This is a genomic window from Hydrogenophaga sp., assembly GCF_022844385.1.
In the GTDB taxonomy this organism is placed as follows: Bacteria; Pseudomonadota; Gammaproteobacteria; order Burkholderiales; family Burkholderiaceae_C; genus Hydrogenophaga.
In genome coordinates this window covers 1-16,118 of sequence record NZ_JALHLX010000078.1, presented here as the reverse complement: position 1 = coordinate 16,118, position 16,118 = coordinate 1, and the positions used below count along the sequence as shown (strand labels likewise).

The 16,118-nt window shown below is 64.8% G+C and carries 15 protein-coding genes; 11 read left to right on the top strand and 4 right to left on the bottom strand.

Annotated elements, in window-relative coordinates; all coding sequences use genetic code 11:
• Positions 1 to 166 precede the first annotated feature (166 nt).
• Positions 167 to 1,114: an MBL fold metallo-hydrolase gene (locus Q0C59_RS13100; protein WP_291216241.1), complete on the bottom strand. Its 948-nt coding sequence runs from the start codon at positions 1,112 to 1,114 to the stop codon at positions 167 to 169.
• A gap of 58 nt (positions 1,115 to 1,172) precedes the next feature.
• Complete coding sequence (locus Q0C59_RS13095; RefSeq protein WP_291216240.1) at positions 1,173 to 1,910, bottom strand: FFLEELY motif protein; 738 nt, start codon at positions 1,908 to 1,910, stop codon at positions 1,173 to 1,175.
• Positions 1,911 to 2,015: 105 nt separating this feature from the next.
• Here Q0C59_RS13095 and Q0C59_RS13090 point away from each other — a divergent pair, with 105 nt between their 5' ends.
• Complete coding sequence (locus Q0C59_RS13090) at positions 2,016 to 3,008, top strand: triacylglycerol lipase (protein ID WP_291216239.1); 993 nt, start codon at positions 2,016 to 2,018, stop codon at positions 3,006 to 3,008.
• Here Q0C59_RS13090 and phhA read toward each other — a convergent pair.
• Together phhA and hppD are read right to left on the bottom strand one after the other, a co-directional pair.
• Positions 2,930 to 3,784: a phenylalanine 4-monooxygenase gene (gene phhA / locus Q0C59_RS13085; RefSeq protein WP_291216237.1), complete on the bottom strand. Its 855-nt coding sequence runs from the start codon at positions 3,782 to 3,784 to the stop codon at positions 2,930 to 2,932. The two genes, Q0C59_RS13090 and phhA, sit on opposite strands and share 79 nt — an antisense overlap.
• Before the next feature lies 1 nt (position 3,785).
• The gene (gene hppD / locus Q0C59_RS13080; RefSeq protein WP_291216235.1) at positions 3,786 to 4,916 is read right to left on the bottom strand and encodes a 4-hydroxyphenylpyruvate dioxygenase; all 1,131 of its coding nucleotides are present in this window, start codon (positions 4,914 to 4,916) and stop codon (positions 3,786 to 3,788) included.
• Positions 4,917 to 5,043: 127 nt separating this feature from the next.
• Between hppD and Q0C59_RS13075 the strand changes: the two genes are divergently transcribed.
• The 10 genes from Q0C59_RS13075 to Q0C59_RS13030 all read left to right on the top strand — a co-directional run.
• Positions 5,044 to 5,517, top strand: coding sequence for an Lrp/AsnC family transcriptional regulator (locus Q0C59_RS13075; protein WP_291216234.1), 474 nt, complete (start codon positions 5,044 to 5,046; stop codon positions 5,515 to 5,517).
• Positions 5,518 to 5,623: 106 nt separating this feature from the next.
• On the top strand, positions 5,624 to 6,361 hold the full coding sequence (locus Q0C59_RS13070; RefSeq protein ID WP_291216233.1) for a GNAT family N-acetyltransferase: 738 nt from the start codon (positions 5,624 to 5,626) through the stop codon (positions 6,359 to 6,361).
• A 97-nt stretch (positions 6,362 to 6,458) separates the two neighbouring features.
• Positions 6,459 to 7,325 (top strand): HlyC/CorC family transporter, encoded by an 867-nt coding sequence (locus Q0C59_RS13065; RefSeq protein WP_291216231.1) that lies wholly within the window; start codon positions 6,459 to 6,461, stop codon positions 7,323 to 7,325.
• Between the two features lie 72 nt (positions 7,326 to 7,397).
• The gene (gene lnt, locus Q0C59_RS13060) at positions 7,398 to 9,236 is read left to right on the top strand and encodes an apolipoprotein N-acyltransferase (protein ID WP_291216230.1); all 1,839 of its coding nucleotides are present in this window, start codon (positions 7,398 to 7,400) and stop codon (positions 9,234 to 9,236) included.
• A gap of 126 nt (positions 9,237 to 9,362) precedes the next feature.
• On the top strand, positions 9,363 to 10,817 hold the full coding sequence (locus Q0C59_RS13055; protein WP_291216229.1) for a hypothetical protein: 1,455 nt from the start codon (positions 9,363 to 9,365) through the stop codon (positions 10,815 to 10,817).
• A gap of 103 nt (positions 10,818 to 10,920) precedes the next feature.
• On the top strand, positions 10,921 to 11,841 hold the full coding sequence (gene glyQ / locus Q0C59_RS13050) for a glycine--tRNA ligase subunit alpha (RefSeq protein WP_291216227.1): 921 nt from the start codon (positions 10,921 to 10,923) through the stop codon (positions 11,839 to 11,841).
• A 21-nt stretch (positions 11,842 to 11,862) separates the two neighbouring features.
• Positions 11,863 to 13,989 carry a glycine--tRNA ligase subunit beta gene (glyS, locus tag Q0C59_RS13045; RefSeq protein ID WP_291216225.1) on the top strand — a complete coding sequence of 709 codons (2,127 nt, stop codon included), beginning with the start codon at positions 11,863 to 11,865 and terminating at the stop codon, positions 13,987 to 13,989.
• Between the two features lie 7 nt (positions 13,990 to 13,996).
• Positions 13,997 to 14,581: a D-glycero-beta-D-manno-heptose 1,7-bisphosphate 7-phosphatase gene (gmhB, locus tag Q0C59_RS13040; protein WP_291216222.1), complete on the top strand. Its 585-nt coding sequence runs from the start codon at positions 13,997 to 13,999 to the stop codon at positions 14,579 to 14,581.
• Between the two features lie 9 nt (positions 14,582 to 14,590).
• Positions 14,591 to 15,340, top strand: coding sequence for a 1-acyl-sn-glycerol-3-phosphate acyltransferase (locus Q0C59_RS13035; RefSeq protein WP_291216219.1), 750 nt, complete (start codon positions 14,591 to 14,593; stop codon positions 15,338 to 15,340).
• Positions 15,341 to 15,348: 8 nt separating this feature from the next.
• Positions 15,349 to 16,118, top strand: a 770-nt coding sequence (locus Q0C59_RS13030) for a M48 family metallopeptidase (protein WP_291216217.1), incomplete at its 3' end; no start/stop codon positions are given.

Below are 16,118 nucleotides of genomic sequence, written 5' to 3'. Positions count from 1 at the left end.
GTGAAACGCCTTTGCGCCGATGATAGTGCGGGTTCCCGTGTGAAAGTAGGTCATCGTCAGGCTCTTACCCAGCCCCCCAAACCCCCTCGTGCCTCTCGGTGCCTGGGGGTTTGGGCTTTGTGGGCCCGCTTGTCCGGCTGCTTGGTGCGTCTGAGTCTCGGCCTGTTCAGATGTCAATGATCCTGTTGCCTTCTACGCGCAGGGCATTGCTTGTGGCGAGTTCTGCGAGCAGTGAGTTGAGCGTCCGGCGCAGGTCGCCGGGTGAGCTCGGGACGGTGCGTTTCTCAATGCTGCCGATGTAGGGTGTGCTCACATACCAAGCCAGCAAGTCCTCAAAGCTGACGGATTGCCACTCAAGCAGTTTGAACTTGATGAGCACTTTCAAGGCATATCGTTGGTGCTTCTCTGGGCTCTGCACAAACTGATTCAAACGGCTGCGTGCTCGTCGAAGCGCGCCTTCAACATTTTCAAACACAGCGCCGTGTCCAGGGATGACCGTGTTTGGGTTCAACGCCTCGATCAGAGACAAGGTGTCGGCCACTTCCTCGAAAGCATCGAGGCCTTCCAGTTCTGGAAAGACGACTCCGAAACCGTTTTCCCACAGAGCATCGGCCGATATCAAGGTCCGGCTTGTGGGCTCAAAGAGGATGACTGAATGGGGGTCATGGCCCTTGGCTGCGTGGACTTCCCAGCCGAAGTCTCCCAAGTGGATGGTTTCTCCGGGTACGAGAAGGTCCTGGAATTTGAATGGGGGGCAGGTCTGGCCTGTGGGCTCGTGGGTGAGCGTGACGGGGTCCCAGCTGGCCACTGCCGTGGCGTGCCCCGGCGGGATCCAGGTCGTCAGTCGTGGGAAAGCCGCTTGAAGCGCAGTGTTGCCGCCGCAATGGTCACTGTGCAAGTGGGTGTTCAAGAGCATGTCCAGCGACCTGGTCTGAAGAGCATCCTTTACAAGCGCTACCGTCTGGCCAGAGTGGGTGCAGTAGCCTGAGTCCACCAGGGCGGTGGACTCGGCTCCCTTGACGAGAACGTTGTTCGACGACAGCCAGCCGCGTTCGAAAACGGTGATGCCGATCTTCGCCAAGCGGGATGCTGCTGGTACGGACGGGCACGTCATGCTCATGGCATAGATGATTCGTGGTTGCCGGTGGCCGATTCATCCGCAGACATTTGCATCAGGTCCCGCGATGGAGTTCGTTGTCCAATGAAACGCTGCAGGATGCCAAGTCCTTTTCAAACAAGGCGTCCACCCAGGCTGATTCCCTTTGACGGATCGTGTCGAGAAACGGCCGTGCGTCCCCCAAGGCCGCGAACGCATCAAAGCCGCTTTCGAGAAAATGCTGCAAAGCCTCAAGACCCGCAGCACGGGCTGGATTGCGCATCATCCGCAGACCGAGGCGCAGGGTTTTCATCCGGGTGAGGCGCTGCAGCTCCAGGCCCATGTGCTGCACCACGGCGAGCTGCCTCTCTCGTGACGCGCGGGCATCGGTTTTGCGCCAGGCTCGTATGTAGCGCTCTGCAGGGGGGAGGGAGCCATCAAGGTCGAGCCAATGCAAGGCCAGCTGGTGGTCCAGTACTTCGGTCAGTGCATGGGTCTCTGACAAATCCACAGCAAGCTGCGATACAGCTTCTGGGAACAGACGCTCCAGAGCACCAGCGATGCGCGCGAACTGCGCATCACGACTGCCGAAATCGTGCACACCGTAGAGCTCATCCAGAAAAAAGCGCGTCGCCGGAGCGTACCGCGCGTGTTCCAGAAAGTCGGCATAGGTGCCGCGAAACCGTCGCGCCTGGAGGTGCTTGATGTTGTCCACCGCAGCCTGCAATCCTTGCGCCTGCGCCCGCGCGCGCAACTCGCTCACGCGCGCAAGGTGCATGCGGATGAGATCGGACGCGCTGGCAGGTTGATTCATGGGCATGGTGGAAACGTCCAGCCAGTCTAGCCCGGGTCGGACCCACGCAGTGTCGCGAAGGGCGATCGCAGGCCTTGCAGTGCCGAGCCGTGAGATAGTTTGGGCATGGAACCCGAAGTGCAACACCGCCCCACGAACACCAACCCGACGAGCTCTTCGCTGGCCCGTCTGCAGCAGGTCTTGGTCTTGAGCGCGGTCGTGCTTGCCCTGGCCGGGGTGGTTTGGGGATGGACTCACTCCACGACGGTGTTGTTTGCGAGTCTTGCATTGCTGACCCTGGGCCACGCAGTGATCCTGGGAATCGAGACGGTGGCCGCCGCTGTCATCAACCGCAGGGACCCCGGACCGGGAACCGGTGCTCGCGAGTGGCTGGGCGCGTGGTGGCAAGAGGTGAAGGTGGCGCCGCAGGTTTTTGCGTGGCGCCAGCCGTTTCGCTGGCGCAGGCTACCCGACTCTGTGGCGGCTTCCCCGGTCTCTGTGCCGGCGGTGGTGCTCATCCATGGCTTCTTTTGCAATCGGGCGTTCTGGTTGCCCTGGATGGAGCAATTTCGGGTGCTGGGTGTGCCCTACGTTTCGGTCAACCTCGAGCCGATCTTTGGATCGATCGATGAGTACGCCGAACTCGTTGACGAGGCCGTGAAACGTGCCACCGCGCTGACGGGTAAGGCGCCGACCCTGATCTGCCACAGCATGGGCGGTCTGGCAGCACGGACCTGGCTGGCGGCCACGCCCGGCGCGGCCTCACGGGTTCAAAAGATCATCACCATCGGCACGCCCCACCGCGGCACCTGGTTGGCACGCTTCAGCCACCTGGCCAACGGACGGCAGATGCGCCACGACTGCGATTGGCAGCAAAGCCTGGTGGCGCGAGAACTGGAGTTGCACCCGCAGCGCAACGCCGGAATGTTTGTTTGCTGGTACAGCAACACCGACAACATCGTCTTCCCGGCCTCCACGGCTACGCTCCCGGGCGCCGACAACCGCCTTGTGGCGGGTACCGCCCATGTGGCGCTGGCCTTTCACCCGAGGGTGATGGCGGAGTCGCTGGCAATGGTGGCGTCTGCCGACAAGTCGCCGAGCGAGCGCACGGCTTCGTAGAGAGGTGCGAAGTCGGGCGCGGTCATGTCGAACAACTGATCGAAGCTGTCAATGACGAAGTAGGTGGCCTGGTAGTCGTCGATCTTGTAGCGCGTGCGCATGCAGCGCATCAAGTCCAGCGCAATGCGTTGCGGTTGCGGACTCGAGACGCTGTGGCGCAGCTCACCCGACGAACTCAGGATGCCGGCGCCATACGCACGCAGTCCGTCAGCTTGGCTGATCAGACCAAACTCGATGGTGTACCAATACAGTCGCGACAGCAGCTCGCCGGCACCCAGGTCGTGCGCCTTCAAGCCGCCGGCGCCATAGCGCTGCACGTAGTCGGCGAACACCGGCTTGAAAAGCAGCGGCACGTGACCGAAAAGGTCGTGAAACACGTCGGGCTCGACCACGTAGTCGAACTCATCGGGCGTGCGGATCCAGTCCGTCACCGGGAAGCGCCGGTTCGCCAGCAGGTCGAAAAACGGGCGCTCGGGAATGAGACCCGGCACAGCCACCAGCTCCCAGCCGGTCGCCGGCTTCAGGCGCTCGTTGATGTCCTCGAAGCGCGGGATGCGATCGCGAGCGCCCAACGAGGGGAGTGCTTCGATGAACGCGTCACAAGCCAGGCCTGGCAGCAACGCCGTTTGCCGCTCGTAGAGCCGACGGTAGGTGTCGTGGTCCGCATCGGTGTACGCAGCCCAGTTCTGCGGGCAGGTGTAGTCGGCTTCGGCGCGCGTGTAGTCGCCGCGCGGAGGACGATCGCTGGCGCCATAGACGACGGGTTCAACAGCCATGTCAGGCCTTCAACACGCCGCGGCGCACCTGATCCAGCTCCATGGTTTCGAAGAGCGCCTTGAAGTTGCCCTCGCCAAAACCCTGGTTGCCCTTGCGCTGAATGAACTCGAAAAAGATCGGGCCGAGCTGGTTCTCGCTGAAGATCTGCAGCAGGAGTTCGCCTGGCGCGCCGTCCAAGAGGATGTTGCGCTGTTTCAGCGCTTCCACGTTTTCACCGTGATTCGGGATGCGCTTGGGCAGCAACTCGTAGTAGGTGTCGCTGGTGTTGAGCAGCTTCACGCCGCTGAGCTCCAAGGCGTCGACCGTGTCGTAGAGGTTGGTGGAGCCCATGGCGATGTGCTGGATGCCTTCGCCGTGGTAGCGGTCCAGGTACTCCTGGATCTGGCCGGCCTTCTCGTTGCCTTCTTCGTTGATCGGGATGCGGATCTTGCCGCAGGGGCTGGTCATGGCCTTGCTCTTCACCCCGGTGGCCTGGCCTTCGATGTCGAAGTAGCGCACCTCGCGGAAATTGAACAGGCGCTCGTAGAAGCCGGCCCACTCGTCCATGCGGCCGCGGTGCACGTTGTGCGTGAGGTGGTCGATGTAGGTCAGGCCATGGCCCACCGGGTTGAGGTCGGCGCCGGAGTTCTCGCCGATCGGATGGAAGTCCACGTCGAAGAAGCCGATGTTGCCGATGTCGCCGGTTTTGGCGCCGTGCTTGCCGCGCCACTGATCAATGAAATAGATGATGGAGTCGCCGATGCCCTTGATCGCGGGGATGTTCAACTCGCCCGGGCCAGCCGACTGCGCATAGCCCCAGGCCCCCAGGGAAATAGCGCGTTCATAGGCCGCCTTGGCATCTCCCACGCGGAACGCAATGGCGCACACGCTGGGGCCGTGCAGGCGCGCAAAGCGCTGCGCGAAGCTGTCGGGCTCGGCGTTGATGATGAAGTTGATCTCGCCCTGGCGGTACAGCGTCACGGCCTTGCGGCGGTGCTTTGCAATGGCCTTGAAGCCCATGCGCTCGAACAGCGCGCCCATGGCCACCGGGTCGGGTGCGGCGTATTCGATGAACTCGAAGCCGTCGGTGCCCATGGGGTTCTCCCATTCGGTGGCGGCGGTCTGGGCAGCGTTGGGCAAGGCGTTGTTCATGTCTGTCTCCGGGAACGTGGGATGAATGTCGGGCAATTCGCCACTGTATCGGCGCAGCCTGTCACGATTCCGGCGTTTTGGGGCGCTCCGCTTGTCCTTCTTGCAGGAAAGCTGCATAGTCGGCTCAATGGAAGCACTGGACAAGCTTGATCGACATATTTTGCGCAGCCTGCAGGCCGACGGACGGGCCACGTACGAGCAGATCGCCGAATCCGTGGGTTTGTCGCCCAGCGCCGTGCTGCGCCGCGTGCGCCGGCTGGAAGAGGTGCATGTGATCGACCGTTACGTCGCGCTCGTGCGTCCGGAGGCGGTGGGCCTGGGCCTCACGGCGTATGTGAACGTCCGGCTGGAGAAACACGCCGGCAGTGCCAAGCGCAACCCCATGGACGAATTCCGGGCCAGCGTCATGGCTTGGCCCGAGGTGGTGGAGTGCGCGGCGCTCACGGGCGAGATGGACTTTCAGTTGCGCCTCGTTTTGGCAGACATGGCGGCGTACTCGCGCTTCATGATGGACACCCTGCTCAAGCACCCCAGCGTGCAGGACTGCAAGACCAGTTTCGTCATGGACCGTGTGAAAAGCACGACCGCGCTGCCGCTGTAGGTCGCAGGCACCCGACCAGCGGTCGCTCGCTGCCCGCCCATCGGGAAACCGCCCGTTTAGGGACTTCAGTCCTTGTCGATATAGGGATAACCCTTAAAGTTCTCCCATGGTCAATCCCACCCAATGGTTCAAGTCTGCAATACCGCGCGCCCCTGTGGCCGCCGGTGATGCCGCGAGCAATGCGCGGGCTTCTGACGAGCGCCGCTTTCCGTCCACCAGCGTGGTGGTTCCTATCCGCTCCATCGGGCCGGGGCAGCGCGAGCGCATCCTCGACCACCTGCTCGCCCTGGAGCCGCACGATCGATACCTGCGGTTCGGCTACGCCGCCAACGACGAGCAGATCACCCGCTACGTGGACCAGCTCAACTTCGAGCGCGACGAACTCTTCGGCATCTTCAACCGCCGACTCGACCTGATCTCGATGGCCCACCTGGCTTTCTCGATCGATCCGCAGTACACCAGCTGCGCCGAGTTCGGCGTGTCGGTATCCAAGAGCGCGCGCGGCCGCGGTTATGGCAGCCGTTTGTTTGAGCGCGCCGTCATGCACGCGCGCAACGAGGGCGTGACGCAGATCTTTATCCATGCGCTGTCTGAGAACACCGCCATGCTCAAGATTGCGCGCCATGCGGGCGCCATCATCGAGCGCGACGGCTCCGAGTCCGAAGCCCACTTGCGGCTGCCCCCGGCCGACTTCGATTCTCGCGTGACCGAGCTGGTCAACCAGCAGGTGGCCCTCACCGACTACCACCTCAAGGTCCAGGCCAAGCAGTTCTGGCGCCTGCTGACCGTGCTGCAGGACATCCGCCAGGGTGTGCGAGAAGCCCGCGAACGGGCACGCGGCTGACACCTGGTCGGTGGATCGGTGCGGCCTGGCCGCATTTTTGCTTTGAGTCACCTGCTTGCGGTATCCTTTCGCACCGTTACAACTCCCCCAACCTTCAGTGGCCGAATCCCCTCCCAGTGGTGGGCCGCAGCGCAGCCTGCGGCATGTCGACAAACGTGGTTTCCTGCAAAAGCTCGCGGAGTTCATTCATCCCGGGCCGGATTCCAAAGACGAGCTGATTGAAACCCTCGCCGACGCCGAGGACAACGACATCATCAACGCCGAGTCGCGGGTGATGCTCGAAGGCGTGATCCGCATCGCCGACATGACCGCTGGCGACGTGATGGTGGCCACACCGCGCATGGATGTGCTGGACATCGACGCGCCCTACGACGAACTGCTCCACCTGGTCATCGACACCGCTCACTCGCGTTTTCCGGTGTTTGAGGGCGAACGTGAAAACATCATCGGCATCCTGCTGGCCAAAGACCTGCTCAAACTGCAGCGCGCGCCCGAGCTCAACATCCGTGCCCTGCTGCGCCCGGCCACCTTCGTACCCGAAACGAAGGGGCTCAACGACCTGCTTCGAGAGTTCCGCGGCAACCGCAACCACCTGGCCATCGTGATCGACGAATTCGGCCGCGTGGCCGGCCTCATCACCATCGAAGACGTACTGGAAGAAATAGTCGGAGAGATCGAAGACGAGTTCGATGTGGCCGAAGACGAAGGCGACGTGTTTGCGCTGGCCGACAGCACCTGGCGCGTCAGTGGCGACACGCCGATCGAGCGCATCAACGAGTCGTTTGGCCTCAAGCTGTCCGAAGAGGACTTCGACACCATTGGCGGCATGATCGCCCACGCCATGGGTCATGTGCCCAAGCGCGGCGAGGTTCACGAGCTCGACGGCCTGCGCTTCGTCGTGCTGCATACCAAGGGTGGTGCGGTGAAGTGGTTCAAGGTTTCGCCGGTTCCGGCTGAGCCCTGAGCACTACCCGAGCCCGCCCGGTTTATGCGCAGCCTTTTTGGATCGCTCCACACGCCATCGAGCTTCAACCCGATGAGCCGCCGCCCTCCGGGGCGCAGTGCCCGGGGCAGCGGCTTCTTCTGGTTCTGGCTCTGTCTGCTGGGTGGTGTATTGCAGGCGGCGTCCATCGCCTGGCCGTTTGCAGGGTGGAGCCTGCCGGGCATGGGCTTGGGGCAACCCAGCGGCTTCTGGCAGATCGTCTCGCTATCCCTGCTGGTGCTCGCACTGCAGTACGCCACGCGCGTGGGGCAGGCGGCGTGGCGCGGCTGGGTGTTTTCCACGGCCTGGCTGTCGGGCACCTTCTGGTGGCTGTTCATCTCGCTGCACACCTTTGGCGGCCTGCCGGCGTGGCTGGCGGTGCTGGCAGTGGTCGCGCTTGCAGGGGCGCTCTCCATTTATTACGCCGTGGCGGTGGGCCTGCTGTGCAGTTGGGCGCCCGTCTCGCGCACGGCCCAGGCGTTGCTGTTCGCATCGCTCTGGACACTCGCCGAGCTGGCCCGCGGCCACTGGTTCACCGGCTTTCCGTGGGGCGCTGGCGGTTACGCCCAGGTGGACCTGATGGCGCCCTGGGCCCCACTGGTGGGCGTGTACGGAATGGGTTTTCTGGCCGCGATCCTGGCCTACGCCGTGGCCTCCTTGGTTTCGGGTCTGTGGCGGCGGTTGAGCACCTGGATGCTCTCGCCCGTGAGCCGGCCGGCCGGGCGCGGCGGTGCGGGTTCGCGCATGGCCGCGCCAGGCGCTCGTGTGCAGGCCCGCGTGGTGCCGGGCCTGACCGATGGCTGGTGGGGCTTGGTGCGCTCGATGGTCCTGCTGCTGCTGGTGGGTGGATTGCTGGTGAGCATGCTCGGCGGTGGCCAGGCCTGGCGCACGCTGGGGCAACGCGGCACCGCCAGCACCGGCGAATTGCGGGTGTGGCTGCTGCAGGGCAACATCCCGCAAGACCAGAAGTTCGTGCCCGGTACCGGCATTGCACAAGCCTTGTACTGGTACCCGCAGCAGATCGGCCTGGCGGTGGAGGCCGCGCGCGCCAACCCGGCCACCGGGCCCCAACTGGTGGTGGCGCCCGAGACCGCCATTCCGTTGTTGCCCAACCAGCTCGGTGCCGAGTTCTGGAAGCCGCTGCTTGGCGGCCTGGCTGAGCAGCCCGCCGGAGGCGTGAGCGCCTTGGTCGGCCTGCCACTGGGCAGCCTGGAGCAGGGTTACACCAACTCGGTGTGGGGCTTGACGCCCGAGACGGCCGCGAAGGAACGGGCCCGGGTCGATGTGGCGGGTGCGCTGGGTGCAGGCATGTACCGCTACGACAAGAACCACTTGGTGCCGTTTGGTGAATTCATCCCACCGCTGTTCCGCTGGTTCACCGACCTTCTGAACATCCCGCTGGGCGATTTCAACCGCGGCGGCCTTGCCCAACCCTCTTGGGCGGCAGCGGGGCAACGCATCGCGCCCAACATCTGTTTTGAAGACCTGTTTGGCGAAGAGCTGGCCGCGTCCTTCACCGATGCATCCACTGCGCCCAGCGTGCTCATCAACCTGAGCAACATCGCCTGGTTCGGCGACTCGGTGGCCATCGACCAGCACCTGCAGATCTCGCGCTTGCGTGCCATCGAGCTGGGTCGGCCCATGCTGCGCGCCACCAACACCGGCGCCACCGCCGTCATCGACCACAACGGTGTGGTCACGCACCAGCTGGAGCGGCTCACGCGTGGCCGGCTGGAAGCCACCGTGCAGGGGCGCAGCGGCATCACGCCTTACGCACAATGGACGGCGCGCTGGGGCCTGATGCCCATGTGGGTCGGCTGCCTGGTGCTGGTGCTCGTCATCGCGTCACTGCGCAGCCTGGGCCGCCGCGGCGGCCGCACCCGCCGGCGCTGAGCCACTGCACGGCATCAGCGATTCGACAGGAATCGCTCACAACTCCATCAGACACCGCGCCGGGGGCGTTGGTACAACTCAAGACCCCCGACCGCTGTTGGCGGGGCATCCTTGAGGGCTCTCTCCATGGCGTCATCCATTCCGTTCGATCATCCCTCGCTGGTGCTGGGACACGTCGTCAACACCGACCTGCTCAGCCGGCTGGAAAAGATCGCAGGCCTTCAGGCCAGGACCGACGCCGCGTTCGAGCGCATGAACTCGTTCATTTCGATGCGGCGCGGGCTGAGCATGACGATCAACGAGCTGGTGAGTCTGGGGGTGGACATCACCGAGCTCAACAACCGCATCAAGGAGCTGAACCAGCACGTGAGCGACGCTGCGCGCGACTACATGACGGCACGCATCACAAACGACACCGGAGTGCAGCAGCTGCGCGAAGAAGTGGCGGCCCTTGAAAACGTGGCAGGGCTGGAAAGCCCGCTGGACTTCACCGGTGTGGAGGTCGAACGCCTGCCGCTGGCCTCGGACTCGATCAAGATCGATCTTCATTACTTTTCGTACGGCAGCAACGACGACAGCAGCGCCAACGCCATCTCCAACATCGAGAGCGCGATCCGGGAATCGACCTCGTCGCTGGGCCCCGCAGCGCGGGACGTGCCCAAGGCCGCTGCTGCGCAAGTGCATCAGCAGCTCAAGAACCACAGCCTGATCGGGACCATCGTGATCACCGCCAGCGCCACCCACCGTTCCTCGGCCATGTTGCAGCCGCTCACGCTCGATGTGGACAAGGCTGTGGAGGTGTGGAACAGCGTGCACAGCGCGGCGGGCGAGGGCATCAACACCACCGACCTCGCCTCGATGATCCAGGCTTCCGAGTCGCAGGGTGGCGCAGCCGACGCCAACAACCTCACCCTGCTCACCGGCGCGAACTACGGCTCCAGCTTCATCGGCATGGTGCACATGGTCAACAACGAGATGACCGGCACCGGCCTGGGCGCCGATCAGGAAGAGGCGATGCAGGAACAACTGCGCTTGGGGGGCTGGCTCAAGGCGGCCACCGGGGGCTTTGGCGTGGACGAATCGATGCTCGACAACGTGCGCAAGTTGCTCAGCACGCAAAACGTCTCCACCCATGTCAACCTCATCGTGCTCGGGGGTGTGCCGTCGCTGGCTTCGTCGCAGTTGCGCATGGGCGTGGCCACCCTGCTGGACGATCCGAAGCGTGTCGGTGCGGCGGGACATCCGGACGAATCGCGGCAGACAGCGAGCTCCATGGCGGACAACTCGATCAAGGGCGGACAGCGGGTCGCCCTGCAAAGTGGCCTGATGCAAAGCGTCATCCAGGGCCTGGGCACCATCGATCACGGCAGCAACAAGGTGGTCGACCTCAACACCCTGATGAACGCATTCGACAACTACATCACGCAGATCTCGGACTCCAAATCGGTCGGTATTCCGATCAGCTTTTTCTTCAAGAAGATTTCCAAGGCGCACATCGCGCGGCTGTGGCTCGACAAGTACTTCGCCATGGCCAAGACCAAGACCGATCCGGCGGCGGCCAAGTCCGCGTCAACGAAGTGAGCGGACGCGCCCGACCGGTTGGGGCGCGCCCGTAAAATCGGGGGTTTGCGCAGCCGTGCCCGGCGCGCTCCTTCCTTCTTCTGCGCGGCCCGCGCGCCTGCCCATGTTGACCTTCCAGCAAATCATCCTGACCTTGCAGTCCTACTGGGACAAACAGGGTTGCGCCCTGCTCCAGCCCTACGACATGGAGGTGGGCGCCGGCACCAGTCACACCGCCACCTTCCTGCGCGCACTCGGGCCCGAGCCCTGGAAGGCCGCCTACGTGCAGCCCAGCCGCCGCCCCAAGGACGGCCGCTACGGCGAGAACCCCAACCGCCTGCAGCACTACTACCAGTACCAGGTGGTCCTGAAGCCCGCGCCCAGCAACATCCTGGAGCTGTATCTGGGCTCGCTCGAAGCGCTGGGCTTCGACCTGAAGAAAAACGACATCCGCTTCGTGGAAGACGACTGGGAGAACCCCACGCTGGGCGCCTGGGGCCTGGGCTGGGAGGTCTGGCTCAACGGCATGGAGGTCACGCAGTTCACCTACTTCCAGCAGGTGGGCGGCATCGACTGCAAGCCCATCACCGGCGAGATCACCTACGGCCTGGAGCGCCTGGCCATGTACCTGCAGGGCGTGGACAACGTCTACGACCTCGTGTGGACCCAACGGGCAGATGGCTCCAGGCTCAGCTATGGCGATGTGTACCTGCAGAACGAGAAGGAACAGTCGGCCTACAACTTCGAGCACAGCGACGCCGACTTCCTGTTCACCGCCTTCACCGCACACGAGAAGCAGGCCAAACACCTGATGGAGCAGCAGCTCGCGCTGCCCGCGTACGAGCAGGTGCTCAAGTGCGCGCACAGCTTCAACCTGCTGGACGCGCGCGGCGCCATCAGCGTGACCGAGCGCGCCGCCTACATCGGCCGCATCCGCAACCTCGCGCGCGGCGTGGCCCAGAGCTACTACGAGAGCCGCGAGCGCCTGGGCTTCCCCATGGCGCCGCGCGAGTGGGTGGACCAGATGACGAAGAAGGCCGCGTGAGCGCCCGGAGAAAGAACAAGAATGACCGTACAGAATTTGCTCGTTGAACTGTTTGTTGAAGAGCTGCCGCCGAAGGCCCTGAAGAAACTCGGCGATGCCTTCGCCAGCGTGCTTGCCGACCAGCTCAAGGCCCAGGGCCTGGCACCCGACGAGGCGGTGGTGACGGCGTATGCCTCGCCGCGCCGCCTGGCCGCGCACGTCACCGGCGTGCTGGCTCGCGCTGAGGACAAGGCGGTGTCGCAAAAGCTCATGCCGGTGAGCGTGGGCCTGGACGCCAGCGGCCAGCCCACGCCCGCGCTGCTCAAGCGCCTGGCGGCGCTCGGTGCCGATGCGTCGGCCGTGGCTGGCCTCAAGCACGCACCCGACGGCAAGGCCGAGGCGCTGTTTTACGAGAGCGTGGCGCCCGGCGCCGCGCTGGCTGCAGGCTTGCAGAAAGCGCTGGACGAAGCGCTGGCCAAGCTGCCGATCCCCAAGGTCATGAGTTATCAGTTGGAGACCGACTGCGAACTGCCCGGCTGGACCAGCGTGAACTTCGTGCGGCCCGCGCACGGCTTGGTGGCCTTGCACGGCAGCACCGTGGTGCCCGTGAAGGCGCTGGGGCTGACTTCGGGCAACACGACGCACGGCCACCGCTTTGAAGCGGCCGTTTCGCCGGTGGTGCTGAAGGACGCCGACAGCTACGCGGTCACGCTGCAGGGTGACGGCGCGGTGATCGCCTCGTTCGCCGAACGCAAGGCCGAGATCGCGCGCCAGCTGGCTGCTGCCGCGGCCAAGGTGGGTGGCGGTTGCCAGCCGATCGAAGACGACGCGTTGCTCGAAGAGGTGACTGCACTGGTCGAGCGACCGAATGTGCTCATCTGCGAATTCGAGGCGCAGTTCCTCGGCGTGCCGCAGGAATGCCTGATCCTCACGATGAAGGCGAACCAGAAATACTTTCCGCTGCTCGACGCGCAGGGAAAACTGACGAACAAGTTCCTGGTGGTCAGCAACATCAGCCCCTCGGATGCGAGCGCGGTGATCGGTGGCAACGAGCGCGTGGTGCGCCCGCGCCTGGCCGACGCCAAGTTCTTCTTTGACCAGGACCGGAAGAAGACGCTGGCTTCGCGTGTTGAAGGCCTGGGCAAGGTGGTCTATCACAACAAGCTGGGCACGCAGGGCGAGCGCACGGAGCGTGTGCGCGCCATCGCGCGTGCCATTGGCCAGCAGCTGGGTGGTGATGTGCTGGCGAAAAGCGCCGACACCGCCGCGCAGCTCGCCAAGACCGATTTGCTGACCGACATGGTGGGCGAATTTCCGGAGCTGCAGGGCATCATGGGTGGCTACTACGCGCGCCACGACGGGCTGACGGAAGACATCGCGTTTGCGATCGAGGACCACTACAAGCCGCGCTTTGCGGGCGACGAACTGCCGCGCAACCTGACGGGGGTGGTGGTGGCCTTGGCCGACAAGCTGGAAACGCTGGTGGGCATGTTCGGGATTGGCAACTTGCCGACCGGTGACAAGGATCCGTTTGCGCTCCGCCGGCATGCTCTGGGGGTGATCCGTTTGCTGATCGAGCGTGACCTGCCGCTGCGCCTGGACACGCTGGTCAATGACGCTTTTGCTGCGTTCCCTCGATCGATGCTGGGCGATGCACACACCGATCTTCTGTCCTTCTTCTTCGACAGGCTCTCTGGTCAACTGCGCGAACAGGGCTACACGTCGAACGAAGTGGAAGCCGTGGTTTCCATGCGGCCCGTCGTCTTGAACGCGGTGCCGCGCCAGCTTCAGGCCGTGCGCGCCTTCGCCGCCCTGCCCGAAGCCCCCGCCCTCGCCGCCGCCAACAAACGCATCGGCAACATCCTGAAGAAGTCCGAAGGCAACGTGGCCGCGACGGTGAACGAGTCCGCGCTGGTCGAACAAGCCGAGAAAGACCTGTTCGCCGCCATGCAGGCCACCGTGCCCGCTGCCAATGCCCAGTTCGACGCCGGCGACTACACCGCCAGCCTGCAGTCCCTCGCAGCCCTGCGCGCGCCGGTCGACGCCTTCTTCGACGGCGTGATGGTCAATGCCGACGATCCCGCGCTCAAGGCCAACCGCCTGGGCCTGCTTCGCGAACTGCACGACGCCATGAACCGCGTGGCCGACCTCTCGCGTCTCGCCACCTGAGACCGCCATGAAACTCCTCATCCTCGACCGCGACGGCACGCTCAACCGCAGCCGCGACGACTATGTCGCTTCGCCGGACGAGTGGGAGGCGCTGCCCGGTGCCCTCGAAGCGGTGGCGCGGCTCAACCAGGGCGGCTGGCGTGTCGTGCTGGCCACGAACCAGTCCGGCATCGGGCGCGGACTGTTCGACATGGCCTCGCTCAACGCCATCCACACCAAGATGCACCGCCAGCTGGCCGCGGCCGGCGCGCGGGTGGACGCGGTGTTCTTCTGCCCGCACGCGCCCGACGAGGCCTGCAGCTGCCGCAAGCCGCTGCCGGGCCTGTTCACCCAGATCGGTGAACGTTTCGGTGTCTCGCTGGCATCGGTGCCGGCCGCCGGCAACGCCTTGCGCCATGTGAAGGCGGCGACGGCGGCCGGCTGCCCGGCCCACCTGCTGCTCACCGGTCAGTCCGAGCACTTGCGCGGCCGTGTCGGCGGGGGTTCGCGCGCCGACCTCGCCGCGCTCGTCCCCGACCTGCCCCCCGGCACCCACATTCACGACGATCTCGGCGCCTTTGCCGACTGGCTGCTCGCGCAGCCCACGACCTGAACGGCCTTCATGTACCTTCTCAATTTCCTGCGCTCGGTCCTGCACACGCTGTTCATGGCGGTGACTGTGATTCCCTGGGGGCTCGCGGTGCTGATCGCCGCGCCCTTTCTCAACAGCACGCAGATCTACTGGATGTGTGCCGGCTGGCTCAAGCTGGCCGTCAACGGCGGGACCGTCATCCTCGGCATCAAGAACCACGTGATCGGGTTCGAGAACCTGCCGGTGGGCAGCACCGCGCCGGCGGTGTTGCTGGTCAAGCACCAGTCCACCTGGGAGACCTTCAGCATGCCGGCGCTCATGCCGCACCCGCTGGCCTACGTGTTCAAGAAGGAGCTGCTGTACGTGCCGTTTTTCGGCTGGGCCATGGGCCGCATGGACATGATCCACATCGACCGCAGCAAACGCGCGCAGGCTTTCAACAAGGTGGTGGAGCAAGGCCAGCGCCTGCTCAACCAGGGAACCTGGGTGATCATGTTTCCCGAAGGCACGCGCATCCCGCGCGGCCAGAAGGGCACTTACAAAAGCGGCGGCACGCGCCTGGCGGTGGAGACCGGTGCGCCGGTGATTCCGATCGCCGTGAGCTCGGCCAAATGCTGGCCGCGCAAGGCCTTCGTGAAGAAGCCGGGCACGGTGGAGTTCTCCATCGGAAAACCGATCCCCAGCGCGGGCCGCCAGCCCGATGAACTGATGCGCGAAGTCGAAGACTGGATCGAAGCCGAAATGCGCCGCCTCGACCCCGCAGCCTACCCGCAGGGCTGAGTCCGGCCATGCAGCGCTTCCTCCAGCTGGCGCTCGATTTCCTCGGCGGTCCCGACCCCGAGCCGCCGCGGCCTGCGCTGCGGGTTGAGGTGGCAGCCGAGCCCGCGCTGACCATGACGCAGGTGTTCCAGCCCGCCGCCTGGCACCACCCGCGTGCCAACCGCACCCTGCGCCTGGGTTCGTGCGACGTGGCCTATGAGTTCAAGCGCGGCAAGCGCCGCACCATCGGTCTGTCGGTGAGCCCGGACGGCCTGAGCGTGAGCGCACCCCGCTGGACGCCGGTGGGCGAAGTCGAGGCCCTGCTGCACGACAAATCGGCCTGGGTGCTGGAGAAGCTGCAGAGTGCGCGCGAGCGCGCCGGTGACCTGGCGCAAGCCCGCATCACCTGGGCCGACGGTGCCGAGTTCGACTACCTGGGTGAACGCTTGCGCCTGGTGCTCGACCCGGCGCACGGCTTCACACAGGTGGGCGCGGTGTTTGACGCCGCCACCGGCCCTGATGCGTTGGCCACGCTGCGCCTGGGGCTGGCGGGCAACGCCGTTGAGGCGCAGATCCGCGACGCCGCGCAGGCCTGGCTGATGAAGCAGGCCAAGGCCTTGTTCGCGCAGCGCCTGGACCACTTTGCGCCGCAACTGGGCGTGCGTTATTCGAAGCTGCGTCTCTCAAGCGCCGGCACGCGCTGGGGCAGCGCCAGCGCCGACGGCACCATCCGGCTGAACTGGCGCCTGATCCACCTCAAGCTGGAGATGGTGGACTACGTGGTGGTGCACGAGCTCAG